Genomic DNA, 25,889 nt, shown 5'->3' with positions numbered 1-25,889 from the left:
TACCATCCCGTATTGGCCGCCCGACCGCAGATCAGGACTGGGGGGGAATCCGGGGCTTGGGCTTTTGGAGCACCAGGGTTTTCGCCGGCTTTGCCGCTGTACTTTTGGGCGCTGCCGGTTTGCCTCTCGGTCCCGCATGAGCCCGCTCTTGCGTTGCCTTGGGATGAGGTGTCTTGTGGGGCACGCCGGTTTTTGCCCCTGATGGGCGACTTCCGGATGGCCGACGGTTAGTGGTATTGCCCATTTTGGGGGCATGCACCGTTTCAGTCCGGTATTTACCCGGTTCTATACCTTCCAGTGTCCAGGGGCCAATTTTCACCCGTACCAGACGAAGGGTGGGATGGCCAACAGCTGCCGTCATACGACGAACCTGGCGGTTGCGCCCTTCGGTAATCACTATCTCCAGCCATTGTGTCGGAATATTGGCCCGTTCGCGGATAGGGGGCTTCCGCTCCCAGAGCTTGGGCGCGGGGATCAAACGCACTTCGGCGGGCTGTGTCATCCCATCATTCAGTTCCACCCCCTGGCGCAATTTGGTCAGGGCATAGCTGTTGGGTGCCCCTTCCACCTGTACCCAATAGGTTTTAGGCTGTTTGTGGGCAGGGTGCGAGATAAGGTGCTGCAAATCGCCATCATCGGTGAGCAGCAGCAGGCCTTCGGAGTCGTGATCCAGCCTGCCTGCGGGATACACATTGGGGATGCGGATGTACTGCGCCAGGGTGGGGCGCTCCTCTTTGGCGGTAAATTGCGACAAAACACCATAGGGTTTATTGAACAGAATCAGTGTAGCCATCGCCGGGTCAATCACTCACAACAGGTTAATGGTTCCAAAACGTCCGAGCCCTAACAGGCCCGGGAATGCGAAAAGTTTACAGCACTGTTATACTGCGCGCGATTTTTTTGGCCCTTGGGCCATCCTTTCTGTACGAGGCTGCCGTGTCGGCGTTTTTCGTTGGCGGGCTCCTCTGCTCTAGCCGCCCGCATAACGGAGTAAACGTAAAAAATGACCGATTCCAAGATTATCTATACCCAAACTGACGAAGCCCCTGCCTTAGCGACTTACTCTTTACTCCCCATTGTTCAAGCCTTTACCCAATCCTCCGGCGTTAACATCGAAACGCGAGACATCTCCCTGGCTGGCCGCATTATTGCGCTTTTCCCCGAATACCTGAGCGAAGACCAGCGTATTGGCGATCACCTGGCCGAGCTGGGCCAACTGGCGACAACTCCCGAGGCCAATATCATCAAGCTGCCCAACATCAGCGCCTCGATTCCCCAGTTAAAAGCAGCAATCAAAGAGCTGCAATCCCAGGGTTATAAACTGCCTGACTATCCCGAAAGCCCCGCCAGTGATGAAGAAAAATCCATCAAGTCCCGCTACGACAAAGTAAAAGGCAGTGCGGTAAACCCGGTATTGCGCGAGGGCAACTCCGATCGCCGTGCGCCGCTGTCGGTGAAAAACTATGCGCGCAAGAACCCGCATAAAATGGGTGCCTGGTCGGCAGACTCCAAGTCCCACGTAGCACATATGAATGCCGATGACTTTTATGGCAGCGAGAAATCTGCACTGATCAGCGACGCGGGCAGTGTAAAAATTGAGCTGGTTACGACTGATGGCAACAGCAAAGTATTGAAAGAGTCAACCAAGGTACTGGCGGGCGAGATTATTGATGCGGCGGTGATGAGTAAAAATGCCCTGCGCACTTATATTGCCGAGCAGATCGTTGATGCCAAGGCTAAAGACGTGCTGCTGTCAATACACCTGAAAGCCACCATGATGAAGGTATCTGACCCGATTATGTTCGGCCACTTTGTGTCTGTGTTCTACGCCCCTGTGCTTGAGAAACACGCCGCTGTGCTGGAGCCCTTGAAGGTTGATGTGAATAACGGTATTGGCGATCTTTACGCCAAAATCAAAGCGCTGCCGGCCGAGCAGCAGGCGGACATTGAGGCGGATATCAAAGCCCTCTACGCTGAGCGCCCACAGCTGGCCATGGTGAACTCCGATAAAGGCATCACCAACCTGCACGTGCCCAGTGACGTGATCGTAGATGCTTCCATGCCGGCCATGATTCGCGATTCAGGCAAAATGTGGAATGCCCAGGGCAAGTTGCAAGATACCAAAGCTTGTATCCCCGATCGCTGCTACGCCGGTGTGTATCAGGTGGTGATCGACGACTGTAAGAAAAACGGTGCTTTTGACCCCAAAACCATGGGCAGCGTGCCCAATGTTGGCTTGATGGCCCAGGCGGCGGAAGAATACGGCTCACACGACAAAACCTTCCAAATCCCTGCCAGCGGGGTCGTGCGTGTTACCGACAGTTCCGGCAAGGTGCTGTTGGAGCAAAACGTGGAAGAAGGTGATATCTGGCGTATGTGCCAGGTGAAAGATGCGCCTATCCGCGACTGGGTAAAACTGGCGGTGAACCGCGCCCGCGCCTCCAACACCCCGGCGGTTTTCTGGCTGGACAGCAAGCGCGCCCACGATGCCCAATTGATCGCCAAGGTCAACACCTACCTGAAAGACCATGACACCAGCGGTCTGGAAATTCACATCCTGTCACCGGAGGAGGCTACCCAGTTTTCCCTGGATCGCATCCGTGTTGGCAAAGACACTATCTCCGTGACCGGTAATGTACTGCGCGATTACCTGACGGATCTCTTCCCCATTATGGAACTGGGTACTTCGGCCAAGATGCTGTCTATTGTTCCACTGATGAATGGTGGCGGTTTGTTCGAAACCGGTGCCGGCGGCTCCGCGCCCAAGCACGTTCAACAGTTTGTGGAAGAAGGTCACCTGCGCTGGGACTCACTGGGCGAATTCCTGGCCTTGGCCGAATCCCTGGATCATTACGGCAATGTCACTGGTAATACTAAAGCCAAGGTATTGGCCAAAACCCTGGACCAGGCCAACGGTAAGTTCCTCGATAACAACAAGTCACCAGGCCGCGCTCCAGGCGAATTGGATAACCGCGGCAGCCACTTCTACCTGGCCACCTATTGGGCAGAAGCCCTGGCGGCGCAAAATGACGATGCCGAGCTTAAGGCACGTTTTGCCCCTCTGGCCAAAACCCTGGTGGACAATGAGCAGAAAATCGTGGGCGAGTTACTGGCAGCCTCCGGTAAGCCAGTAGATCTGGGCGGGTACTACCGTACTGATGTGGATAAAACCTCTAAAGCCATGCGTCCCAGTGCCACCTTTAATGCAGCACTGGCAAACCTGGCTTGATTGTTAAGATAAACTGCCAGTGGTAACAGAAGGCTCCGGGGCAAAATCCCGGGGCCTTTTTTGTTAATAATGGAATTTAAAACCACATATTTAGTGTTATTGGCTACATATCCGGTCATTGGTATACGTCTCGCAGCACATAAATTAACCGAAAACCAACAGGTACTTCGATGCTATGGTGTTGCAAGCTAGAGAAACTCAGTTCGTTTTCCGTGAGCCAGGTATGGTTATTAGGCTATAAGCGATAGAAAACGAGTAAAGTATTTAAGCCGTGGTTACCTGGGCATCGCGTATTTTGCTGGGCTTGATAATGCTTTGTGGTGCCACAATATTGATAGCATGCAAGCCTTTATCACCGCGAGTGATCTCAAAACTGACCTGTTGGCCGGCTTTCAGGGTTTTATAACCATCCATGCTAATGGCAGAGTAGTGAGCAAACAAATCCTCACCACCTTCATCTGCCAGGATAAAACCGTAACCTTTGGCGTTGTTGAACCATTTGACTGTGCCTGTGGGCATAATGGGATCCTTCTGTCCGCGTGCTGTCGGGATGACGGCACATTCATTATTATTGTTCCCAAGTACTGCCTGACCCTTGGGTGTTGGACTGACAACAGAGCGGGGCTCTGTTTTTGCGCACAAATGTTACATTTTTGTGCGGCATCGGGTCGTTTTTTATCCAACAATTGAACTAAAGTCAAGCGTTGATCCGTATTAGTGGCTGTTATGACGATAGGTTACAATGTCTGCCGCTAAATAATCTTTTCTTATTCGCATTTAATCTCTATGGGCAATCTTGTAAACCTTCAACTAACCTTAGGTAAAGACAACGACGATTCTGCTGGCGAATCGGATGGTGGCCTTGCTGTTGTAACGGCAAAGCCTAAATTAAAAAGACCGTCAATGTACAAGGTGGTCTTGTTAAATGATGACTACACCCCCATGGATTTCGTAGTGCATATCTTGGAGACCTTTTTCTCCATGACGCGCGAAAAAGCCACCCATGTAATGTTAACAGTACATGTTCACGGCAAAGCGGTGTGTGGCATCTATACTCGGGATATTGCTGAAACTAAAGCGGCGCAAGTGAATCAATATTCCAGAGAAAACCAGCATCCACTGCTGTGTGAAATTGAAGCAGTGGATGATGGGGAAAAAGAGTAGTTCCCCTGAGTAGTTTTGCGATCCAGCCAGTGTTAAGAGGGTAGTGCGATGCTAAGTAAAGATCTTGAAGTTACCTTGAACCTCGCTTTTAAAGGCGCACGTTCCAAACGCCACGAGTTTATGACCGTGGAGCACTTGTTGCTCGCCCTCCTTGATAATGACTCCGCTGCTAACGTGCTGCGCGCTTGTGGTGCAGATCTTAATGGCTTGCGTAAAGAACTGATTGAGTTTGTAGACTCTACAACACCATTGATTCCCGAAGCAGATACCGAGCGTGAAACCCAGCCAACCCTGGGATTTCAGCGTGTATTGCAACGTGCAGTTTTCCATGTGCAATCGTCTGGCAAGCAAGAAGTCACCGGAGCCAATGTCCTTGTGGCTATTTTCAGTGAGCAGGAAAGCCAGGCTGTTTATTATCTGAAGCAACAAAGTATTGCCCGTATTGATGTAGTGAATTACATCACCCATGGTATTCATAAAGTCGCAGGTCATGGTGACCACCAGGATCACCATCAGTCTTCTTCACCCCAGGAGAGCCATGAGGAAGAGTCAAGTTCTAGTGAGTCCAATAGCCAGAGTCCTCTGGAGAATTTTGCGACCAATTTGAATGAGGCTGCCATGCAGGGGCGTATTGATCCCTTGGTAGGACGCGAGTTCGAAGTGGAACGGGTATGCCAGATTTTATCTCGCCGCCGCAAAAATAACCCGTTGTTGGTAGGTGAATCCGGTGTGGGTAAAACGGCAATTGCCGAGGGGCTGGCTAAGCGCATTGTCGATGGGGATGTGCCTGAGGCTTTATCCGATAGTGTGGTTTATTCTCTGGATATGGGGGCACTCCTGGCGGGAACCAAATACCGCGGCGACTTTGAAAAGCGCTTTAAAAGCCTGTTGAGTGAGCTGAAAAAGCAGCGCAGTTCCATACTGTTTATTGACGAAATTCACACCATTATTGGCGCTGGTGCGGCCTCTGGTGGTGTGATGGATGCCTCCAATTTACTCAAGCCTTTGCTGTCCTCTGGTGAAATCCGTTGCATGGGGTCTACAACGTTCCAGGAGTTTCGTGGAATTTTTGATAAAGACCGTGCGCTGTCCCGCCGCTTCCAGAAAGTAGATGTCAATGAGCCAAGTGTAGAAGAAACCTACCAAATTCTTAAGGGGCTCAAAAGCCGTTTCGAGCAGCATCACAACCTGCGTTATACCGATGCAGCTCTGCGTGCAGCTGCGGAGTTGGCGGAGCGTTATATCAATGACAGATTCCTGCCGGATAAGGCCATTGATGTCATTGATGAGGCAGGCGCATATCAGCAATTGCAGGCTCCCAGTAAGCGTAAAAAGACCATTGGTGTCGGTGATGTGGAAAATGTGGTGGCCAAAATTGCCCGTATTCCGCCTAAAAATGTTTCATCTTCTGATAAAGAATTGTTACGTAAGCTGGATCAGAATTTGAAGTTAACTGTGTTTGGTCAGGATGAGGCAATTGAAACGCTTGCCACAGCCATTAAATTGTCGCGTGCGGGTCTGAATTCGATAGAAAAGCCAATAGGTTCATTCCTGTTTGCGGGGCCTACCGGTGTGGGTAAAACCGAGGTGTGCCGCCAGTTGGCAAAGTGCATGGCGATAGATCTGGTGCGCTTTGATATGTCTGAATACATGGAGCGCCATACCGTTTCCCGTTTAATTGGTGCCCCTCCAGGTTATGTTGGATTTGATCAGGGCGGCTTGCTGACGGATGCCATCACTAAACAGCCTCATTGTGTATTGCTGCTGGATGAAATAGAGAAGGCACATCCAGAAGTGTTTAACCTGTTATTGCAGGTAATGGATCACGGTACACTGACTGACAATAACGGGCGCAAAGCGGATTTCCGCAATGTGATTCTGGTTATGACCACCAATGCGGGGGCTGAAGTGATGAGTCGGGCATCCATTGGCTTTACTCATCAGGACCATACCACGGATGGAATGGAAGCCATCAAAAAGATGTTTACGCCGGAGTTCCGTAACCGACTGGATGCGATTATCCAATTTGCGCCTTTGGCCCTGGAGACTATCAAAACAGTGGTTGATAAATTCCTGATGGAGTTACAAACCCAGTTGGATGATAAGCATGTAACCCTGGAGATATCCGAGGACGCCCGCCAATGGCTGGCAATCCATGGCTACGATGTAAAAATGGGGGCTCGTCCAATGGCGCGACTTATCCAGGACAAGCTGAAGAAACCATTGGCAGAAGAGATCCTTTTCGGCTCTTTATCCCAAGGTGGCGGTATTGTTGATGTGGATCTGGATCCGGTGGAAGACAAGCTCAGTATCCTTATTAAGGCAAAACAGGCTCAGCCTGCGTGATTTTTGATCAAGGTCCCACAAAAAAAGCCGCTCAGTGCGGCTTTTTTTGTTTCTGATACCCGATTGAATTAGCGGGCGCGATAGGTGATACGCCCCTTGGTCAAATCATAAGGGGTCATTTCCACTTTGACCTTGTCGCCGGTAAGGATACGAATGTAGTTTTTGCGCATTTTTCCAGAGATGTGAGCAATCACAACATGGCCATTTTCCAGTTTGACGCGGAAAGTGGTATTGGGCAGGGTGTCGATTACTTCACCATCAAATTCAATGCAATCGTCTTTCGCCATGCGGCTTTTTCCTCGGTTTTTAGGTAATGTCCCCGGTTATGGGGAGGGCTAGAAAAAATAGGTGCGAATTGTGCCTTAATTAACCAGCCTAGCCAAGGGGAAGGGGCAAGAAAACGGGAAATTACGTGAGGTTTTAACTAGTTAAGGCGCATCCAGCGACGATTCACCAGTAGGTCCAATGGTCGATACTGGATTTTATAGCTCATCTTGTCACATTCCTTGATCCAATATCCCAGGTAGAGATAGTCAAGGCCAAGGCCGCGGGCCTTTTCGATCTGCGCCAATATGGCAAATTTCCCCAGGCTACGGGACTCTTCGCGTGGGTCATAGAAGGTGTATACCGCCGATAGGCCATCCCCTAGCTGATCGCACACAGAAAGGCCAATCAGCTGTCCATCATGACGCAGCTCTATGTACTGGGTAAGGTTCCATTCACTGGTCAGGAAGGCGTTGTACTGGTCTTCCGATGGCGGGAACATATCGCCATCGCGATGGCGCTCTTCAATATAGCGAGTGTAAAGCTGGTAGTGCTCGGGGGTTTTAATGGTGCTCACCAGGTGCAGGGTGAGATCCTGGTTTTTTTGCCAGCAGCGGCGTTGGTTGCGGGTGGGTTTGAACAAATTGACCGGTATCCGGCAAGAGACACAAGCCTGGCAGCGCAAACATTGGGGGCGATAAAGATGTGCGCCACTGCGGCGAAAGCCCAGTTGGGATAGCTGGGTATAGAGTGTTTTGTCCACCCTTGCTTCGGGGTCCACAAACAGTGTGGTAGCCTCCTGCTTGTCCAGATAGCTACAAGGGTGCGGCTGGGTTGCAAACAACTTGAGAGTAGATAAGTCGCTCATGGCTGCCTCGAAGGCGATTCGGAATTACCAGCGGGTTTCCGGATCGATTTCATGCCAGTGTAAAGGATAGTCTCTGGGCTGTTCTGTAAAGTGTACCAGCATTTTCTGAAATTCATCACGACTGATTTCCACTGCACCTAATGTAAAAAGGTGGTCGCTGGCTACCTGGCAATCAATCAGACGAAAGTCCCATTGTTGTAGCTGCCGAACAAGGTAGGCAAATCCTGTCTTGGAGGCATTGTCTGCCCGGCTGAACATGGATTCACCGAAAAAAATCTTGCCCAAAGACAACCCGTATAACCCTCCCACCAGGTTTTCATCCTGCCATACCTCTACCGAATGGGCGTAGCCCTGCTCATGCAAACGGGTATAACTGGAGATCATTTGTTCGCTGATCCAGGTGCCATTTGCATAGGCTCGGGGTGCCGCACATGCACGCATCACTTGGGCGAAGCAATGGTCAAAGGTAACCCGGTAAATGCCTTTGCGTAAGGTTTTGCGCAGACTGCGGGAAACATGGTGTTGATGGGGGAAAACAACGGTGCGAGGGTGGGGGCTCCACCACAGGATAGGGTCTCCCGGGTTAAACCAGGGAAATATACCGCGTTGATAGGCAGACACCAGGCGTTCAGGAGATAAGTCCCCCCCGAGTGCCAACAACCCATTAGGTTCATCCAATGCCAGGCGCACATCGGGAAACTCAAGAGAATAAGGGGATAACCAAGGGATCATAAGCAGGGATATTTTAGGCTTGTCGATAGGTCTCAGATGGGTGTAAAAATGACCTGTGCTTACCGTGAAAAATAAAGGCAGGCTATTGATCGGAGATTGCTAACTGATTCGTTTAAGTAAGCAAGTCTAGCGCGAATTCTGCTATAAAAAATAGGGGATAAGGTTTTTATTGATAGGGTTTCATTCTTGGCGCGCTTTTTGAGTGTATTTATTTGGATGCAACAAAAAAGTAAGAAAGTTGGCAATTATTTATGCCAACAAGGAATACAAACAGGGAATTGGGACTATGCTTAAATCAGGCGTCTTTGTTGTAGGTTGTAACCCGGCAGCTTTCCTATCGGGTGTTTCCAAATCGCTAATAGAGGTCACTTATGAGTATTTTCAATCACTACCGTGAACGTTATGAAGCCACTCAGCAAGAAGAGCTCACGATAAAGGAGTACCTCGAACTCTGCAAAAAAGATCCCAGTGTTTATGCCACCGCTGCTGAGCGCATGTTGATGGCAATTGGCGAGCCGGAAATGATTGATACCTCACAGGATTCCCGTCTCAGTCGGATTTTTTCTAACAAGATTATCAAACGTTATAAAGCCTTTGCTGACTTCTATGGTATGGAGGAGTCCATCCAGCAGATTGTTTCCTATTTTAAGCACGCTGCGCAGGGGCTGGAGGAAAAGAAACAAATCTTATACCTGCTTGGCCCTGTGGGTGGCGGTAAATCATCATTGGCAGAAATGTTGAAAACCTTGATGGAAAAGATGCCTATTTATTGCATCAAGGAATCTCCCGTATTTGAATCCCCCTTAGGTCTCTTTAATCCGGAGGAAGATGGCAATATTCTGGAAGAGGATTATGGCATTCCCCGTCGCTATCTAAAAACAATTATGTCCCCTTGGGCTGCTAAACGTTTACAGGAATACCACGGCGATATTACGCAATTTAAAGTAGTAAAACTCTATCCGTCGATTCTCAATCAGATTGCGATTACTAAAACGGAGCCGGGAGATGAAAACAACCAGGATATTTCTTCCCTGGTTGGTAAAGTTGATATCCGCAAGTTGGAAGAGTTTCCCCAAAACGATCCTGATGCCTACAGTTTTAGTGGCGGCTTGTGCCGTGCGAACCAGGGGCTTATGGAGTTTGTGGAGATGTTCAAGGCTCCTATTAAAGTCTTGCATCCGCTCCTAACAGCAACACAGGAAGGTAACTTTAATTCCACAGAGGGATTGGGAGCTATTCCTTTTGATGGTGTGATTCTGGCGCACTCCAACGAGTCCGAGTGGCAAAATTTCCGCAACAATAAAAACAATGAGGCCTTTATTGATCGTGTCTATATCGTCAAAGTGCCATATTGCTTGCGTGTTACGGAAGAAATGCAAATTTACCAGAAGCTGTTACACAATAGTTCCTTATCCAAGGCACCCTGTGCGCCTGATACTCTGCGTATGTTAGCGCAGTTTTCTGTACTGTCACGTTTAAAAGAGCCTGAGAACTCCAATCTTTTTTCCAAGATGCGTGTCTATGATGGCGAAAACCTGAAAGACACAGATCCGCGTGCCAAGTCCTTGCAAGAGTACAAGGATATGGCTGGTGTGGATGAGGGAATGACGGGTCTTTCAACCCGGTTTTCATTCAAAATCCTTTCCAGGGTATTCAATTTCGATCCGACAGAAATTGCAGCTAATCCGGTACATTTAATGTATGTGCTTGAACAGCAGATTGAGCAGGAGCAGTTCCCTAAAGAAGTGCAAGACAAATATTTGGGGGCTTTGAAAGAGTTTATTGCCCCCCGTTATGTTGATTTTATTGGGAAAGAAATTCAAACAGCCTATCTCGAATCCTATGCGGAGTATGGCCAAAATATTTTTGACCGTTATGTCACCTATGCGGATTTCTGGATTCAGGATCAGGAGTATCGCGACCATGAAACCGGTGAGATTCTGGATCGCGCAGCGCTTAATGAAGAGCTGGAAAAAATTGAGAAACCTGCAGGTATCAGTAATCCCAAAGACTTCCGCAACGAGATTGTCAATTTTGTGTTGCGTGCCAAGGCCAATAATGCCGGTAAAAATCCTGATTGGCGCAGCTATGAGAAACTGCGTACGGTAATTGAGAAGAAAATGTTCTCCAATACTGAGGATTTGTTGCCGGTTATCTCCTTCAATGCCAAGGCATCAGCGCAGGACAAGAAAAAGCATCAGGACTTTGTACAGCGTATGGTAGAGCGCGGCTATACCGAGAAACAGGTCCGCTTGTTATCTGAATGGTATTTGCGTGTACGTAAGTCGCAATAGTCAGGGAGGTTGTAACCGGCAGTTTTCCTCAGGCTAACTTGCTCCATCAGGTGCTAAGGGTTTGCGATGAGTTACATTATCGATCGACGTTTAAATGCCAAGAACAAAAGCGCTGTAAATCGTCAGCGCTTTTTACGCCGCTATCGGGATCAAATCCGTGAAGCTGTTTCCGATGCTGTCAGTAATCGCTCCATTCGCGATATAGATAAAGGGGGAAAAGTCAGTATTCCTGCCAAGGATATCAATGAGCCTGTTATCCACCACGGTGATGGTGGTTTTAATAATCGAGTGCTTCCTGGCAATAAACACTTTTCAGAGGGTGATAAGATTACCCGTCCGCAAGGTGGTGGTGCCGGTAGCGGCGGTAAACAGGCGAGTGATTCCGGAGAGGGAGAGGATGACTTTTCCTTTACCTTGTCACAGGAAGAGTTTCTGGATTTTATGTTTGATGGCCTGGAATTGCCCAATCTGGTGAAGCGGCAGTTATCCGGCATCGAAGAGTTTAAAAAGGTAAGGGCTGGTATTGCCAATGAAGGGCAGCCAGGCAAGATTAATATTGTGCGCTCCTTGCGCTCTGCCAATATGCGTCGTATTGCATTGACAGCGGGTAAGCGGCGTCGCCTGGATGAAGTGGAATCTGAACTGTCGGAGTTGGAGGCGCAGCCGGAATCCAGTCGTGATCGGTTGCGTTATACCGCGTTGCAGGAAGAGGCAGCACGCCTGTATACGGCGATTAATCGTATCCCCTGGTTGGATACCTTTGACCTTAAGTACAACCTCCATATCAAGCAACCCATTCCCCGTTCCAAAGCGGTGATGTTTTGTATTATGGATGTGTCCGGTTCCATGGACCAAGCCACAAAAGATGTCGCCAAGCGATTTTTTATTTTGCTCTACCTGTTTTTGCAGCGCAATTATGAGAAGACTGATATTGTCTTTATCCGTCACCATACCAGTGCGAAAGAAGTGGATGAGGATGAGTTCTTTCACTCGCGGGAAACTGGCGGCACAGTAGTCTCCAGTGCATTAAAGCTAATGAATGCTATTATCGAAGAGCGCTACTCACCGGAGGAGTGGAATATTTACGGCGCCCAGGCATCGGATGGTGATAATTGGGGGGATGACTCTGACAGTTGTCGCGATTTGATAGTGGATAAGCTGCTTCCCAGCTGTCAATATTTTTCCTATATCGAAATTACTCCCAATGAGCATCAATCACTCTGGCGAACTTACGAAGAAGTGAGGGCATCGTATCCTGATAAATTTTCCCTGCAGCACATTATTGGTGTTGAAGATATTTATCCCGTCTTTCGTGAACTGTTTCAGAAGAAAGTAGCATGAAGAAACCTTTATTTACCTCTTCCGAATGGAACTTTGAGTTGATTCAGGATTGTGACCAGATACTGGGTGAAATTGCTGCCGAGTATGGTTTAAATACTTACCCCAACCAAATTGAAATCATCAGCTCGGAACAGATGATGGATGCCTATGCTGCAGTTGGTATGCCCATTGGCTACAGCCATTGGTCATATGGCAAACATTTCCTTAGTACAGAGCACTCCTATAAGCGTGGCCAGATGGGTTTGGCCTATGAAATAGTGATTAATTCCAACCCCTGTATTGCCTATCTGATGGAAGAAAACACTATGGCTATGCAGGCATTGGTGATCGCCCATGCCTGTTATGGCCATAATTCCTTTTTTAAGGGGAATTACCTGTTTCGCACCTGGACAGATGCCAGTTCAATTATTGACTATTTGGTGTTTGCTAAAAATTACATCAGTAAATGTGAGGAGCGCTATGGCATTGCCCAGGTAGAGGATGTGCTGGATTCCTGTCATGCATTGATGAATTATGGTGTAGATAGGTATAAACGACCCTACCCAATATCGGCACAGGAGGAGGAGCATCGGCAACAAGAACGTGAAGCTTATTTGCAAAAACAAGTAAATGATCTGTGGCGAACTATTCCCAGGGCAGCCGCTGAAGATATTGTCAAACAGCAACCGCGGTTTCCTGTAGAACCACAGGAAAATGTCCTCTATTTCCTGGAGAAAAATGCACCGCTGTTAGAATCATGGCAACGGGAAGTTATCCGTATTGTGCGCAAAATTGCACAGTATTTCTATCCGCAGCGTCAAACCCAGGTGATGAATGAAGGCTGGGCGTGTTTTTGGCATTACACCTTGCTCAATGAACTCTATGATCGCGGTTATGTGACGGATGGATTTATGTTTGAGTTTCTGCAGTCACATACGTCCGTTGTTGCGCAACCTGCCTATGACAATCCCTATTATTCCGGTATTAACCCCTATGCGTTGGGTTTCGCCATTTTTATGGATATACGGCGTATTTGTGAAAATCCTACGGCTGAGGATCGCGAGTGGTTTCCCGAAATGGCAGGAGGGGATTGGAATAAAACGGTGCATTTCGCCATGCAGAACTTTAAAGACGAAAGTTTTATTTTACAGTTTTTATCGCCTAAGGTGATGCGTGACCTGAAGCTATTTAGCATTGTGGATGATGACCAGCAGGAGAAAATCCAGGTTAATGCAATTCATAATGAAATGGGGTTTCGCCGCTTGCGGGAGGCTTTGGCGGGACAATATAACCTGGGCAACCGCGAGCCTAATTTACAGATTGTCAATGTGAATGTGCGTGGCGACCGCTCTTTAACCTTGCACCATACCATGCACAATCGTAAACCTTTAGGAAAGTCCACCGATGAGGTTTTGAAACATCTACATCGCTTATGGGGATTTGATGTTCACCTGCACTCGGTTGATGGACATAACATTAAAGAGAGCTACCATTGTCCACCACAGCTTCCTGCATAATGAAAAAGCCGCTATAACAGCGGCTTTTTCATTGATGGATACAACACCTGCGATTACAGGTCGTCCAAATATTTCTCCGCATCCAGTGCCGCCATACAACCTGCGCCAGCAGAAGTAATCGCTTGGCGATATATATGGTCAGCCACATCACCGGCAGCGAAGACGCCAGGGATATTGGTTGCCGTCGCATTACCTTCAAGACCACTTTTTACCTTGATATAGCCATTGTGCATGTCTAGCTGGCCTTCAAAGATATCCGTATTGGGCTTGTGGCCAATAGCGATAAAAACTCCGGCAACATCGATTTCCTGATGGCTGCCATCTTGGGTGCTTTTCAAGCGCAAACCAGTCACCCCTGAATCGTTACCCAGTACCTCTTCCAGTTGATGGTTCCACAGGATTTTGATATTGCCACTGGCCTCTTTGGCGAAAAGCTTATCCTGCAGGATTTTTTCGGATTTTAGTTTATCCCGACGGTGAATCAGGGTGACCTCACTGGCGATATTGGATAAATAAAGCGCCTCTTCCACGGCAGTGTTACCACCACCCACCACGGCTACTTTTTGGTCGCGGTAGAAGAAGCCATCGCAAGTTGCACAGGCGCTAACACCACGCCCCATAAAGGCTTCTTCTGATGGGAGTCCCAGGTATTGTGCAGAGGCACCAGTACAAATAATCAGCGCATCACAGGTGTAGGTATTAGAGCCAATCAGTTTGAAGGGGCGCTCGGTTAATTGGGTTTCGTGAATGTGATCAAAAATAATTTCTGTGTTGAACCGCTCTGCGTGTTGCTGCATTTGTACCATCAGGTCTGGACCTTGCAGGTCATGCGGGCCACCGGGCCAGTTTTCTACTTCGGTGGTTGTGGTTAGTTGACCACCCTGTTGCATACCGGTGATGACCACAGGCTTGAGATTGGCACGAGCCGCATAAATGGCTGCCGTGTAACCCGCAGGGCCGGAGCCGAGAATAATCAGGCGATGATGTTGTACGTCACTCATAGCGGATTCCTTAACTGAATCAGTTCAAAAGTCGGAAAATGGCAAAGTGGGGGCATGATAGGCCAAACACAAGAGGGGTGCAAAATTGTCTGGATCAATATTGCGGATTAGGTTTGGCTATTGTTCTCGATAGTGATTTGCTATTGAACCCATCATGGGCTGGTTATCAGGCCGCCCAGGGTCGAAAGGCGTAGTTGCCATTCGCGGTGATTGTGGTTGTGTAAAAAATGCTCGAAATCCCTGGGCGATAAAGGTTTGGAAAACAGGTAGCCCTGAAGGTAATCGGCACCATAATCTCGGCATATCCTGGCCTGCTCCCGTGTTTCAACGCCTTCGATGACGACAGTAAGATCCAGGCTTTTGGCAAAGACGATCATGGCGCGCAGGATACGGCAATCCGCCGGGTTTTCAGGGACACCTTGCACGAATTTGCGGTCGATTTTCAGCGTGCGTGCCGGCAGCTCCTTGAGATAGGCAATGGATGAATAACCGGTTCCAAAATCGTCAACGGCGATATCGATACCATAGTCCAGCATTTGTTGGAGCTTGCGCGCCGTGCGTTCGAGGTTGCTAATTAATATGGATTCGGTAATTTCCAGGCTGACACAGTTGCCAGGCAATTCACAGGTATGCAGGTCATCAAGAATGCCTTGGTAGAGATCGTCATCTGTTAACAATTGGGCACAGACGTTGAATTTCATCACGAAATCATCCGCCACAAGGCCTTGCTGGCGCCAGCCCGCTAATTGCTGACAGGCTTTTAACCGGCTGCGGCTATCAATTTCACCAATCAGGCCTATTTCTTCTGCGAGAGTGATGAATTCACTCGGGGGTAATATACCCCGCTCCGGATGATCCCAGCGGATAAGCCCCTCCGCACCGCAGATGGTACAGGTTTGTGCGTCCACAATCGGTTGATAGAAGAGGATGAAATGGTCGGTGGGAATCAGTGCGCGCAACTCTTTTTCCGTGCGTATGCGCTCCTGCATTTGTGCCTGCATGGCGGGTGAGAAAAACTGGAAATTATTTCGCCCATCCTGCTTGGCACGATACATGGCCATATCGGCTGCTTTCAGCAGGTCGCTGGCGCTGTTCCCGGCATCCGGGTAAGTAGCTATGCCAATACTGGTTGAGATACAGTGTTCGGTATTGCCGATCACGATGGGGCTGCGCAAATCATCCAGGATACGTTGTGCCAATTGGCTGATAGATTCTTCTGTATCAAAGTGGTGCGCTAATATCGCAAACTCATCGCCGCCGAGCCGGCACACGACATCGCCGGCGCGAACTACATTCAGCAGCCGTTGCGCTACCTCCTTTAATACTTCATCACCTACCACATGGCCCAGGCTATCGTTGATTAATTTGAAGTTATCCAGGTCGAGAAAGAGCAGTGCCAATTGATCATGTTGGCGTTTGGCGCGGGCAATAGCAGCGCGCAGGCTTTCATCGAAGTAGTAGCGATTGGCGAGGCCAGTGAGGGAATCATTTTCGGCCAGGGAGCGCAATCGCTGGTGACTGTCGTAGAGTTGCCGCTCCAATTGGTGCCGCGCCCGTGCATGGGTAATGGCACGGGTTAAGTGTTTGTGGGTAATTTCTGATTTGAAGAGGACATCCTGTGCGCCCGCTTCGATAAACGAACGCTCCAATTCATCATCGGCACTGGCTCCTGTCAAGATGATGATGGCGGCATGGTGATGAAGATGCTGGTTGAGTAGCTGCAATACTTCCAGGCCATCAATATCCGGTAGCCGATAGTCCAGTAACACCGCATCAAAATCATTGCGATCAAATTCAACCAGGCCATCGTTAGCGCAAATAGCTTGGGTAATATCAATATCCCACTCGGATTTTTTAAATGTGCGGATAATAGCTTCGCGATCCAGCTCATTGTCATCAATCAGTAAAAGCTTCATGCAAGATAACTCTCCTCAGTAAGCATCAGGGGTGAGGACTGGGTAATTCAATGACGCGCCAGTAATGATCCAGCAGACCTACTACCTGCATAAAATCACTGTCCATGCGCTGTTTTAGTAAATAGCCGGCAACATGTTCGCGATAGGCTGCAATGATGTCTTCATCGGATTTGGACGTGGTGAGTACAAATACTATCGCATGGGTCAGTGCGGGATCTGCGCGCAGGTGTTCGAGGAACTCCAGGCCATTCATGCGAGGCATATTGATATCCAATAGCACAATGTAGGGCGAGGGCACTTCTCCATTGCGCAGTAAATCCAGTGCTTCTATGCCATCTTTGGCTCGATATAATGGGTTGAGCAACTTTAATTTTTGCAGTGTTCGCTTAAGCGCAGTGACATCTATGTCATCATCATCGACAATCAGTAGATTTACGGTTTTCAATGATTGTGGGTGCGTCGGTGGATAGAGCTGGTCTGCCATGTTTATGCAACTCCCTGAAGTGGTATGGACGATCCTGTAGGGGTTATTTTTTGTGGCCAGGTAAAGGTAAAACAACAACCTCGTCCCTGGGAGTGCAGGCGAATTTGCCCGCCGTAGATTTCAACCAATTTTTTGATCAATGCCAGCCCCATACCACTACCTTCCAGCTCATCCCGTGGCTTGAGTGTTTGGAACATGCCAAAAACGCGCTCCTGGAATTTTTCGGGAATGCCCGGTCCATCGTCACATACCTGGAATTCGTAGAAGCGATGATCCCGTGTGTTGCAGTGAATAGCGATCCAGCCCTGCTCCCGGTCGTGGTGTTTGATCGCATTGGAAAAAAGATTGCGTATAACCTGCTCAAAGGGGGCTGCCAGGGTTTCAAAAACCGGTAGATCTTCATCCAGCTCCAAACGCAAACCGGGTTTGGTGTTGTGAATATCAAATAGCTCCCGCGCCATTTGGGCGACGGGTACGAGCGCGAGATTACCTTGGGTTTTTCCCGCGCGATAGAATACTAATAAATCGTCCAGCAATTTTTCCATCCGTGCGATACGGTTGCGCATCATACGGGTGTGTTTGTTAACTTCCTCCGTTTCGCCGCCAGCGAGATCCTCTTCAATCCAGCTGGATAATTGGGCAATACCACGCAGGGGCGATTTCAAATCGTGAGAGGCTACATAGGCAAAGGTTTCCAATTCCTTGTTGGTTTGTGCCAAACGGCGATTAATAGCCTCCAGGTCTTGTTGGTGCTGTAACAGAAGCTGCGCATAGCGACGGCGCTCATCATTATTGTGGGCAAATACGGCCAGGGTTTTGGCCATATCGCCGATTTCATGAGGATGGTCGAGAAAAGGAATCAATATCCGGCTTTTATCGTCGGCAATGGCCAGCATAGCCAAGCGGATTTGCTGTAATTGCCAGCTTAAGCTGCGCGTAATAAGTGCAGCTATAGCGATACCCGCGATAAAAAATCCGGCAATCACAAGGAGCATAAGGTTGGCGGCCCGACGTTCGGTATCACTGGCCTGGAGGTTAAGCTGCTCGATTTCTTTCTGGGCTTTTAATGCGAGTGTGTCACATAAACCTTCAAGGTCAATCGCTGTTTCCTGGTTTTGTCGCAAAGTAAGTTCGCGATAGCCACTGAAATTAGAGGCTTGCAATTCAATCTGTGCTTCCCGGATTTGGGCGTACCAGAGTTCAAGGTGATGCTTAAGTTCGGATAAAACCTGGGCCCCGGGTTGGAGCTGCGCTAGAAAATATATATCCTGATCAATCCTTGACCTTGCCTCAGTCATTTTCTGGCTAATCTCCTGATGATGATCTTCGGTGGGGTCAACAGCAATGTCTTTCAAAACCCGATTCAAGGTGCTCACTGTCGCCTTGATTCGCAATGCGGTATTTTTGATTTGCAGGGGTTGTTGGTAAATTTGTTGTGTCAGGGAGGCAACGTTGCGAATTTGCAGCATACTGATTGAGCCTATACATAAAAACAGCAGGCTCATAAAAATAAACCCGGTTAGCAGGCGATAAAAAAAAGCTAATCGATTAAAGGCAATCACTGCAGCGTGAACACGTAATGTGATGAGTCCGCTACCCAGCAGCATAAAGCCGATGGCAGTCTGGGGGGCCATTTTGATGCCCAGCCAGGCAAAGCTGGGTAGGGTGTCAAAGCCGCGACCGAGGAGCCCGATAACCGCGATGAAGATAATCAATATGCCGGCCAGGCATACCAGGATACTGGGATAACCTTTCTGGTTGCCGCCAAGTACATAGGCCATGCCAGCCGTGATAAAAGCGACCGCAGTAGTGGGAGACATAGGTTGGCGTCTGTCCGGGGCTTGAGCCAGCATCACTTCAAACCATTGGGTGCTGTTTAAGGAAAAACCGGCAACCAGATCGAGTAGAGTAATAACACCCAGGAGCACCAGCAATAATGAGGAGGTAATAAGCCCCCCCCTGTGGTTTTTGAGGAGTAACAGGAGTCCCAGGCCGGCAATAAGGAACCCGATAGCGGTGTTATAGGCCATCAAGGAGGTATAGGCGTAAATACCTGCCAGTGCACCCGGATAATGCCAGGTGAATATCACAGTGACCCCGGTAAGTATTAATAACAGGGCTGTACCGAAGACAATTGCTAGACGGCCAGGTAGGTAGGCGGTGATATTGTGCATGTCTCTTTCTATCCATAACCCCTGAGATACTATCCAATCATTATGGTGCGCATGGGGAGGCACCTTGCACCCAGTGTAGATCAGCCGGTGAAAAATCTGCTTCAAATCAGACTTATTCACCAAAATTGTTGATTATTAATAGCATTTATGTTTTTTGGTAATAAAACGGAGCCTACTTCCATGAGCCGATCCCTATCATCTCCTTGTATCCGCAATTGCTGCCTGGACGATGATGATATTTGCCTCGGGTGTTTTCGCAGCCTTGCGGAAATTACACATTGGGCCACTGCAACACCCCGACAACAGGCGGCGATCCTGGCTGTTGTGGCCGAACGTCGATGCCAGCGTCAAAAACAGTTTCCTGCCAAGTGATCTGGCCGGTGGTAAATCTGGCTCCAGTTATTACAATACCCGCCTGTTTGACCCATAACGAATACACGGGATTACACCATTGAAACCTAACGCGTCACGTAAAGCCCCTGCGCCTGAGCATACCTCTAACCTGTTAGTTCGCCTCTTGAAAGAAGGTGCCCTCATAGGATTGGGGGCACTGTGCCTTTATTTATTGCTGGCGATGGTGACCTATGACCCCACAGATCCTGGCTGGTCGCATACAGGGGATGATGATCTGGTGGAAAATGCTGGCGGCCCTTTCGGCGCCTGGTTAGCGGATGTGTTTTTCCTGCTTTTTGGCTATATCGCCTATTTATTCCCGGTAATGATTGCCTATCGCGCCTGGTTGGTACTGCGCGATCGCACGGGGCAACGCGAGTTTGACGGGTTGTTTCTGGGATTGCGTATTGTGGGGTTGGTGCTGGTCATGGTATCGGCCACTGCAATCGCCACCATGCACTACAGCAGTGGTAGTTTTGTGCTGCCCAACTCCAATGGCGGCCTTCTCGGAGCCCATATGGCAGAGTGGGTGAACGGTGCCTTTAGCTATACCGGTGGGACCTTGTTGATGTTGGCACTGTTTCTAGTGGGTATGACGATTTTTACCGATCTATCCTGGCTGAAACTCATGGAGGACATGGGGCGCTGGACTCTGATTGGCCTGGCAAAGGTGCGTGAAAAGTGGCAGTTGTACCAGCGTGAACGCCAGGAGAAATTAATTGCCGTGAAGGCCCAGGAACATCGCCGTGAAGTGGTGGAGCAACATGCCAGGGTAGAAGCCAAACGCGTTGCCCCGGTGATTATCGCTGAGCCCCCCAGGAAGAAGCCGGTTCCCAGTCCCCGGGTGGAGAAGGAGAAGCAACCCTCGTTGTTTGAATCCCTGGAGCCGGCGGTTGGTCAGCTGCCGCCGATAAGCCTGTTGGATCCTGCCGATAAGCGCAGTGAAAAGGGCTATTCAAAAGAATCCCTGGAAGCCATGTCGCGTATGCTGGAGCTAAAGCTCAAGGATTTTGGTATCGATATCGAGGTGGTATCTGTTCAACCGGGTCCTGTCGTCACCCGCTTTGAAATCCAGCCCGCACCGGGTATCAAGGCGAGCCGTATTTCCGGTCTGGCCAAGGATCTTGCGCGCTCCCTGGCCGTCGTTTCCGTGCGTGTCGTGGAGGTTATTCCCGGTAAATCGGTGATGGGGGTAGAGATTCCCAACGCCCACCGCGAGATTGTGCGACTCTCTGAAGTGATCGCTTCCGAGCAATATGACAATGCCAAATCGCCGCTCACGATGGCGTTGGGACATGATATCGCCGGGCAACCGGTTGTCGCAGACCTGGCCAAGATGCCCCACTTGCTGGTGGCAGGTACCACGGGATCGGGTAAGTCAGTGGGCGTGAATGTGATGCTGCTCAGCCTGCTGTATAAGTCCACCCCCCAGGATGTGCGTCTGATTCTGGTGGACCCGAAGATGTTGGAACTGTCCGTTTACGAGGGCATTCCCCATCTGCTCACGCCGGTTATCACCGACATGAAGGACGCGGCCAATGGCCTGCGCTGGTGCGTAGGGGAAATGGAGCGCCGCTACAAACTGATGGCGGCCTTGGGTGTGCGCAACCTGGCGGGTTTTAACCGCAAAATCGATGATGCCAACAAGGCGGGTGAGCCTATTCCCGATCCCCTGTTCAAACCTGAAGAAAATTACGAGGCGGGAGCCGAAGAGGCAACACCCCCCCGTTTGGAAACCTTGCCCGCCATCGTTGTTGTGATCGACGAGTTTGCCGATATGATGATGATTGTGGACAAGAAAAAGGTAGAACAACTGATTGCCCGTATTGCGCAAAAAGCCCGTGCTGCCGGTATTCACTTGATCCTGGCGACCCAGCGCCCCTCGGTTGATATCATCACCGGCCTGATCAAGGCTAACGTTCCCACGCGCATGGCCTTCCAGGTTTCCTCCAAAATTGATTCGCGCACCATCCTTGACCAGGGGGGGGCAGAGCAGTTGCTCGGCCATGGTGACATGTTGTACTTGCCATCGGGTACCAGCGTGCCTATCCGTGTTCACGGCGCCTTTGTGGATGACCATGAGGTGCATCGTGTCGTGGCTGATTGGAAAAAGCGCGGGGAGCCACAATACATCGATGGTATTACCGATGACGATAACAACTCTATCCCTGTACCTGGCTTGGCCAGTGAAGGGGGAGAGGATGGCGATGGTGAGGCCGATGCCCTCTACGATGAGGCTGTACAGTTTGTGATCGAATCGCGCAAGGCGTCTATTTCAGCGGTGCAACGCAAGCTGCGCATTGGTTATAACCGCGCCGCCCGCCTGATTGAAACCATGGAATCGGCCGGCGTGGTTTCTTCTGCCGGGCACAACGGTAACCGCGAAGTATTGGTAGGAGGAGGCCATTAGGTTGTTAAGATCGCGTTCACGGCTTGGCGCTTAGTATCACCCTACCTTCATTACATTGTTTCGGGATTTTTTATGCGTATTTTCCAATCTTGTGTCGCCCTGTTGCTGGCTTGTTGTTCCCTGATAGCCATGGCCGACGATCAGGCGGCAACCCAATTGCGCAAGCACCTGGACGCCATGAATAGCCTGCAGGGCCAGTTCACCCAAACTGTCCGCGATGCCCAGGGTGAAATCCAGGAACAAAGCCACGGTGATTTTATGCTCATGCGCCCGGGCAAGTTCTATTGGAATACCGCCGAGCCTATGCCGCAATTGCTGGTGTCCAATAACAAGAATATCTGGCTGTACGACCCTGATCTTGAGACGGTCAATGTGCGTGAATTTAGCAATGATCTGCGCGAGACCCCGGCGCTGTTATTGAGTGAAGATGTCGAAAAGCTGCGCAAAAACTTCACCATCACGCGCAAGGCGGAGGGTACTACAGAGCAATTTACCTTAACTCCCAAAGTGACAGAGGGGCTGTTTCAGCAATTGGTTCTGGTTTTTGGGGCGGGTCAACTGAGCGAATTTGTCATTCAGGATTCACTGGGCCAAATGACCCGTTGTGAGCTGAGCAACGTAAAACGCAATCAAACGCTGCCGGAAGAGAAGTTTTATTTTATTCCTCCAGCAGGTACAGAAATTATCAAGAATTAATCTTTCATGAGTGATTTGTTTGGCAATCCGGCACCTGCGTACCAACCCTTGGCTGCGCGTATGCGGCCCCGCAACCTGGATGACTACATCGGCCAGGAGCACCTGCTGGCAGCCGGTAAGCCCTTGCGCGAGGCTATTACACGCGGACAACTTCACTCGATGATTTTGTGGGGGCCTCCAGGCGTCGGCAAAACGTCGCTTGCCAAACTGTTTGCCGAACAGGCGAATGCCCGTTTTGAAACCCTCTCTGCAGTCATGTCCGGCGTTAAGGAAATCCGTGCAGCGGTGGCAGCGGCTGAGCAGGAGCGAATCAGCACACGCCGTAAAACGATCCTGTTTGTTGACGAGGTTCATCGCTTCAATAAATCACAGCAGGATGCATTTCTACCCTATGTGGAAGATGGCACCTTTATTTTTATTGGTGCCACCACAGAAAACCCCTCCTTCGAATTAAACAATGCACTGTTGTCGCGCTGCCGTGTGTACGTATTGCGTGGGTTGCAGCCTGAGCAATTAATACAGGTGATGCGCCAGGCGTTAACCGACGCAGAGCGGGGGTTGGGCAAGTCTGGCCTTGAGGTCGATGATGAGGTATTAAACAGCCTGGCCCAGGCGGCAGATGGTGATGCACGCAAATCACTCAATTTGCTTGAAATCGCAGCGGATTTGGCGCAAGAGCAAGAGGGGGTTCGTGTTATCAACGAAGATGTACTGCGCGAAGTGCTGGCAGCAGATGTGCGTCGTTTTGATAAGGGTGGTGATATTTTTTACGAACAGATTTCGGCATTGCACAAATCTGTCCGTGGATCATCACCGGATGGTGCACTCTATTGGTTAGTGCGTATGCTCGATGGCGGTTGCGATCCCCTGTATATCGCCCGCCGTGTAGTGCGTATGGCCAGTGAAGACATTGGTAATGCTGATCCGCGCGCCTTGCCATTATGCTTGTCTGCCTGGGATGTACAGGAGCGACTGGGCAGCCCGGAGGGGGAGCTGGCCATCGCCCAGGCGGTGGTTTATCTGGCCTGCGCACCCAAAAGTAATGCTGTGTATAATGCCTTCAACCAAGCCATGGCCGATGTGCGGACCCAACCGGCTTACGATGTTCCCCTGCATTTGCGCAATGCGCCCACCAAGCTGATGAAAAATATGGATTACGGTGCGGAATATCGCTATGCCCATGATGAGCCGGGGGCTTATGCCGCAGGGGAGAATTATCTGCCGGAGGCTATTGCTGACAAGCGCTATTACCATCCGGTTGAGCGCGGTCTGGAACTGAAAATCCAGGAAAAGCTGGCGCATCTCCGCGAGCTTGATCAACAAAGTCGATATCAACGCTATAAAAAATGAGGCAGGTGGCATTCGGTGATGCAGTGGTTGGCAATTGCGATAGGCGGTGCGCTGGGATCGGTACTCAGGTTTGCCGCAGTTAGCTATTTGACACCATTGTTCAATAACAAATTTCCACTGGGTACGTTTGTGGTCAACCTGCTGGGTTCATGCCTGATTGGTGTGGCCTATGTGATACTGGTGGAAAAGGCATTCTTACCCGAAGCCTGGCGTTTGTTTTTTATCACCGGTGTCCTGGGTGGTTTTACAACCTTCTCGGCATTTTCCCTGGAGATTCTCCAGTTATGGCAGAGCGGTCATGGGTTGAATGCGCTTTTTTATGCCGGTAGTTCTGTTGTCCTGGGCTTGCTAATGGCTTTTGTCGGCATGGCGTTGACGCAAAAGTTTTTTTAACAACTTCTTTCACTTAAAAAACAGAAAATCATCATGTTAGATTCAAAATTACTTCGCACTGCAACTGAACAGGTAGCCAAAGGCTTGGCCAAGCGTGGTTATGAACTGGATGTGGCCAAAATTCAGGCGTTGGAAGAAACACGCAAGGCAATTCAGATTAAAACCGAAAACCTGCAAAGTGAACGCAATACCCGCTCCAAGGCGATTGGTAAAGCCAAGCAGGCAGGTGAAGATGTCGCACCTTTGATGCAAGCGGTTGAATCGATCAAGCAACAACTGGTTGATGCCGAGGCCGATTTGGCCAGGGTTCAAACCGAGTGGGATGAGTTTGTCAAGGCTATTCCCAATATCCCGGCGGATGAAGTGCCGGAAGGTAAAAGCGATGAGGATAATGTAGAGATCCGCCGCTGGGGTATGCCACGCAGCTTTCATTTCCCGATTAAGGATCACGTTGACCTGGGGGCTGACTTGGGCGGCCTGGATTTTGATACTGCCACTAAAATTACGGGGTCGCGTTTTGCCGTATTGCGTGGAGGTATTGCGCGTCTGCATCGCGCACTGGCGCAGTTTATGTTGGATACACACATTAACCAGCATGGCTATGAAGAGGTGAACATCCCCTTTATTGTCAACCGCGACTCCCTGTTTGGTACAGGGCAGTTACCCAAGTTCGAAGAAGATTTGTTCAAGCTGACTGACGATAGGGAGTTTTATTTGATTCCTACCGCAGAAGTCCCGCTGACGAATATTTACCGCGATGCAATCCTTGAAGACAATCAATTGCCCATCAAGTTTGTGGCTCATTCACCCTGTTTCCGCTCAGAGGCTGGCAGCTATGGTCGCGATACCCGTGGCATGATTCGCCAGCATCAGTTTGAAAAAGTGGAACTGGTATGGTTGGTACAACCTGAAAAATCTGATGAAGCCCTGGAGGCGCTTGTGGCGCATGCTGAAAAAATTCTGCATGACCTGGAGTTGCCGCACCGTACCGTCGTTCTCTGTGGCGGGGATATAGGCTTCTCGGCAGCCAAAACCTATGACATTGAGGTCTGGGTACCTTCGCAAAATAAATACCGTGAAATTTCTTCTTGCAGTAATGTTCGCGATTTCCAGGCGCGCCGTATGCTGGCTCGTTTCCGCAATAAAGAAACAGGTAAGCCGGAACTGCTGCATACCCTGAATGGCTCAGGGTTAGCGGTTGGGCGCACACTCTTGGCGGTGTTGGAAAACTATCAGCAGGAAGATGGCAGTGTGATTATCCCGGAGGTGCTAAGGCCCTACATGGGCGGCCAGGAAGTCCTGGCTCCGGTTAAACAATAAAAAAGGGTGGGCAATGCC

At 49.8% G+C, this 25,889-nt stretch carries 21 protein-coding genes; 12 read left to right on the top strand and 9 right to left on the bottom strand.

The window, feature by feature from the left end; all coding sequences use genetic code 11:
• Nucleotides 1-31: 31 nt before the first annotated feature.
• Nucleotides 32-793 (bottom strand): pseudouridine synthase, encoded by a 762-nt coding sequence (locus tag CJA_RS12420; protein WP_041551504.1) that lies wholly within the window; start codon nt 791-793, stop codon nt 32-34.
• 210 nt (nt 794-1,003) lie between these two features.
• On the opposite strand from CJA_RS12420, the gene CJA_RS12415 reads away from it, so the two are divergent.
• Nucleotides 1,004-3,229 carry an NADP-dependent isocitrate dehydrogenase gene (locus tag CJA_RS12415; protein WP_012488167.1) on the top strand — a complete coding sequence of 742 codons (2,226 nt, stop codon included), beginning with the start codon at nt 1,004-1,006 and terminating at the stop codon, nt 3,227-3,229.
• A 264-nt stretch (nt 3,230-3,493) separates the two neighbouring features.
• Here the strand turns inward: CJA_RS12415 and cspD are convergent, their stop codons facing one another.
• A complete protein-coding gene (gene cspD, locus CJA_RS12410; protein WP_049765459.1) occupies nt 3,494-3,748 on the bottom strand; it encodes a cold shock domain-containing protein CspD in 255 nt (84 codons plus the stop codon).
• A gap of 267 nt (nt 3,749-4,015) precedes the next feature.
• Between cspD and clpS the strand changes: the two genes are divergently transcribed.
• Both clpS and clpA read left to right on the top strand, forming a co-directional pair.
• Complete coding sequence (gene clpS / locus CJA_RS12405; RefSeq protein WP_012488165.1) at nt 4,016-4,393, top strand: ATP-dependent Clp protease adapter ClpS; 378 nt, start codon at nt 4,016-4,018, stop codon at nt 4,391-4,393.
• A gap of 48 nt (nt 4,394-4,441) precedes the next feature.
• Nucleotides 4,442-6,739 (top strand): ATP-dependent Clp protease ATP-binding subunit ClpA, encoded by a 2,298-nt coding sequence (gene clpA, locus CJA_RS12400; RefSeq protein WP_012488164.1) that lies wholly within the window; start codon nt 4,442-4,444, stop codon nt 6,737-6,739.
• A 68-nt stretch (nt 6,740-6,807) separates the two neighbouring features.
• Here the strand turns inward: clpA and infA are convergent, their stop codons facing one another.
• The 3 genes from infA to aat all read right to left on the bottom strand — a co-directional run bounded on the left by infA (nt 6,808) and on the right by aat (nt 8,603).
• The gene (gene infA / locus CJA_RS12395; RefSeq protein WP_012488163.1) at nt 6,808-7,026 is read right to left on the bottom strand and encodes a translation initiation factor IF-1; all 219 of its coding nucleotides are present in this window, start codon (nt 7,024-7,026) and stop codon (nt 6,808-6,810) included.
• A gap of 137 nt (nt 7,027-7,163) precedes the next feature.
• Entirely contained in the window at nt 7,164-7,871 is a 708-nt protein-coding gene (locus CJA_RS12390; protein WP_012488162.1) for an arginyltransferase, read from the bottom strand.
• Nucleotides 7,872-7,895: 24 nt separating this feature from the next.
• Entirely contained in the window at nt 7,896-8,603 is a 708-nt protein-coding gene (gene aat, locus CJA_RS12385; RefSeq protein WP_012488161.1) for a leucyl/phenylalanyl-tRNA--protein transferase, read from the bottom strand.
• Between the two features lie 371 nt (nt 8,604-8,974).
• On the opposite strand from aat, the gene CJA_RS12380 reads away from it, so the two are divergent.
• The 3 genes from CJA_RS12380 to CJA_RS12370 all read left to right on the top strand — a co-directional run bounded on the left by CJA_RS12380 (nt 8,975) and on the right by CJA_RS12370 (nt 13,734).
• Nucleotides 8,975-10,897: a PrkA family serine protein kinase gene (locus CJA_RS12380; protein WP_012488160.1), complete on the top strand. Its 1,923-nt coding sequence runs from the start codon at nt 8,975-8,977 to the stop codon at nt 10,895-10,897.
• Nucleotides 10,898-10,963: 66 nt separating this feature from the next.
• Nucleotides 10,964-12,238, top strand: a complete 1,275-nt coding sequence (locus tag CJA_RS12375) for a YeaH/YhbH family protein (RefSeq protein WP_012488159.1) — start codon at nt 10,964-10,966, stop codon at nt 12,236-12,238.
• Nucleotides 12,235-13,734 carry a SpoVR family protein gene (locus CJA_RS12370; RefSeq protein WP_012488158.1) on the top strand — a complete coding sequence of 500 codons (1,500 nt, stop codon included), beginning with the start codon at nt 12,235-12,237 and terminating at the stop codon, nt 13,732-13,734. The genes CJA_RS12375 and CJA_RS12370 overlap by 4 nt, the downstream gene beginning before the upstream one ends.
• A gap of 53 nt (nt 13,735-13,787) precedes the next feature.
• Here the strand turns inward: CJA_RS12370 and trxB are convergent, their stop codons facing one another.
• From trxB to CJA_RS12350, 4 genes are all read right to left on the bottom strand, one after another.
• Complete coding sequence (trxB, locus tag CJA_RS12365) at nt 13,788-14,735, bottom strand: thioredoxin-disulfide reductase (protein WP_012488157.1); 948 nt, start codon at nt 14,733-14,735, stop codon at nt 13,788-13,790.
• Between the two features lie 152 nt (nt 14,736-14,887).
• Nucleotides 14,888-16,651 carry a putative bifunctional diguanylate cyclase/phosphodiesterase gene (locus CJA_RS12360; RefSeq protein WP_012488156.1) on the bottom strand — a complete coding sequence of 588 codons (1,764 nt, stop codon included), beginning with the start codon at nt 16,649-16,651 and terminating at the stop codon, nt 14,888-14,890.
• A 25-nt stretch (nt 16,652-16,676) separates the two neighbouring features.
• On the bottom strand, nt 16,677-17,135 hold the full coding sequence (locus CJA_RS12355; RefSeq protein ID WP_012488155.1) for a response regulator: 459 nt from the start codon (nt 17,133-17,135) through the stop codon (nt 16,677-16,679).
• Nucleotides 17,136-17,137: 2 nt separating this feature from the next.
• A complete protein-coding gene (locus tag CJA_RS12350) occupies nt 17,138-19,309 on the bottom strand; it encodes an ATP-binding protein (protein WP_148208871.1) in 2,172 nt (723 codons plus the stop codon).
• Between the two features lie 147 nt (nt 19,310-19,456).
• On the opposite strand from CJA_RS12350, the gene CJA_RS19105 reads away from it, so the two are divergent.
• From CJA_RS19105 to serS, 6 genes are all read left to right on the top strand, one after another.
• Complete coding sequence (locus tag CJA_RS19105) at nt 19,457-19,681, top strand: DUF1289 domain-containing protein (protein WP_012488153.1); 225 nt, start codon at nt 19,457-19,459, stop codon at nt 19,679-19,681.
• Nucleotides 19,682-19,760: 79 nt separating this feature from the next.
• Nucleotides 19,761-22,112, top strand: coding sequence for a DNA translocase FtsK (locus CJA_RS12340; protein ID WP_012488152.1), 2,352 nt, complete (start codon nt 19,761-19,763; stop codon nt 22,110-22,112).
• 72 nt (nt 22,113-22,184) lie between these two features.
• Nucleotides 22,185-22,808, top strand: coding sequence for an outer membrane lipoprotein periplasmic chaperone LolA (gene lolA, locus CJA_RS12335; RefSeq protein ID WP_012488151.1), 624 nt, complete (start codon nt 22,185-22,187; stop codon nt 22,806-22,808).
• Between the two features lie 6 nt (nt 22,809-22,814).
• A complete protein-coding gene (locus CJA_RS12330; RefSeq protein WP_012488150.1) occupies nt 22,815-24,158 on the top strand; it encodes a replication-associated recombination protein A in 1,344 nt (447 codons plus the stop codon).
• An 18-nt stretch (nt 24,159-24,176) separates the two neighbouring features.
• Nucleotides 24,177-24,551, top strand: coding sequence for a fluoride efflux transporter CrcB (gene crcB, locus CJA_RS12325; RefSeq protein ID WP_012488149.1), 375 nt, complete (start codon nt 24,177-24,179; stop codon nt 24,549-24,551).
• A gap of 33 nt (nt 24,552-24,584) precedes the next feature.
• A complete protein-coding gene (gene serS, locus CJA_RS12320; RefSeq protein ID WP_012488148.1) occupies nt 24,585-25,871 on the top strand; it encodes a serine--tRNA ligase in 1,287 nt (428 codons plus the stop codon).
• Nucleotides 25,872-25,889: the final 18 nt, after the last annotated feature.

The organism is Cellvibrio japonicus Ueda107 (assembly GCF_000019225.1).
GTDB lineage: Bacteria > Pseudomonadota > Gammaproteobacteria > Pseudomonadales > Cellvibrionaceae > Cellvibrio > Cellvibrio japonicus.
Note: the sequence above shows the minus strand (reverse complement) of the source record. Positions and strands in the feature narration are given on the sequence as shown.

What these genes read in the sequence shown, in the direction of transcription:
- CJA_RS12420 (WP_041551504.1), bottom strand. Translation starts at nt 793, where the DNA reads ATGGCTACACTGATTCTGTTCAATAAACCCTATGGTGTTTTGTCGCAA.
- CJA_RS12415 (WP_012488167.1), top strand. Translation starts at nt 1,004, where the DNA reads ATGACCGATTCCAAGATTATCTATACCCAAACTGACGAAGCCCCTGCC.
- cspD (WP_049765459.1), bottom strand. Translation starts at nt 3,748, where the DNA reads ATGCCCACAGGCACAGTCAAATGGTTCAACAACGCCAAAGGTTACGGT.
- clpS (WP_012488165.1), top strand. Translation starts at nt 4,016, where the DNA reads ATGGGCAATCTTGTAAACCTTCAACTAACCTTAGGTAAAGACAACGAC.
- clpA (WP_012488164.1), top strand. Translation starts at nt 4,442, where the DNA reads ATGCTAAGTAAAGATCTTGAAGTTACCTTGAACCTCGCTTTTAAAGGC.
- infA (WP_012488163.1), bottom strand. Translation starts at nt 7,026, where the DNA reads ATGGCGAAAGACGATTGCATTGAATTTGATGGTGAAGTAATCGACACC.
- CJA_RS12390 (WP_012488162.1), bottom strand. Translation starts at nt 7,871, where the DNA reads ATGAGCGACTTATCTACTCTCAAGTTGTTTGCAACCCAGCCGCACCCT.
- aat (WP_012488161.1), bottom strand. Translation starts at nt 8,603, where the DNA reads ATGATCCCTTGGTTATCCCCTTATTCTCTTGAGTTTCCCGATGTGCGC.
- CJA_RS12380 (WP_012488160.1), top strand. Translation starts at nt 8,975, where the DNA reads ATGAGTATTTTCAATCACTACCGTGAACGTTATGAAGCCACTCAGCAA.
- CJA_RS12375 (WP_012488159.1), top strand. Translation starts at nt 10,964, where the DNA reads ATGAGTTACATTATCGATCGACGTTTAAATGCCAAGAACAAAAGCGCT.
- CJA_RS12370 (WP_012488158.1), top strand. Translation starts at nt 12,235, where the DNA reads ATGAAGAAACCTTTATTTACCTCTTCCGAATGGAACTTTGAGTTGATT.
- trxB (WP_012488157.1), bottom strand. Translation starts at nt 14,735, where the DNA reads ATGAGTGACGTACAACATCATCGCCTGATTATTCTCGGCTCCGGCCCT.
- CJA_RS12360 (WP_012488156.1), bottom strand. Translation starts at nt 16,651, where the DNA reads ATGAAGCTTTTACTGATTGATGACAATGAGCTGGATCGCGAAGCTATT.
- CJA_RS12355 (WP_012488155.1), bottom strand. Translation starts at nt 17,135, where the DNA reads ATGGCAGACCAGCTCTATCCACCGACGCACCCACAATCATTGAAAACC.
- CJA_RS12350 (WP_148208871.1), bottom strand. Translation starts at nt 19,309, where the DNA reads ATGCACAATATCACCGCCTACCTACCTGGCCGTCTAGCAATTGTCTTC.
- CJA_RS19105 (WP_012488153.1), top strand. Translation starts at nt 19,457, where the DNA reads ATGTTTTTTGGTAATAAAACGGAGCCTACTTCCATGAGCCGATCCCTA.
- lolA (WP_012488151.1), top strand. Translation starts at nt 22,185, where the DNA reads ATGCGTATTTTCCAATCTTGTGTCGCCCTGTTGCTGGCTTGTTGTTCC.
- CJA_RS12330 (WP_012488150.1), top strand. Translation starts at nt 22,815, where the DNA reads ATGAGTGATTTGTTTGGCAATCCGGCACCTGCGTACCAACCCTTGGCT.
- crcB (WP_012488149.1), top strand. Translation starts at nt 24,177, where the DNA reads ATGCAGTGGTTGGCAATTGCGATAGGCGGTGCGCTGGGATCGGTACTC.
- serS (WP_012488148.1), top strand. Translation starts at nt 24,585, where the DNA reads ATGTTAGATTCAAAATTACTTCGCACTGCAACTGAACAGGTAGCCAAA.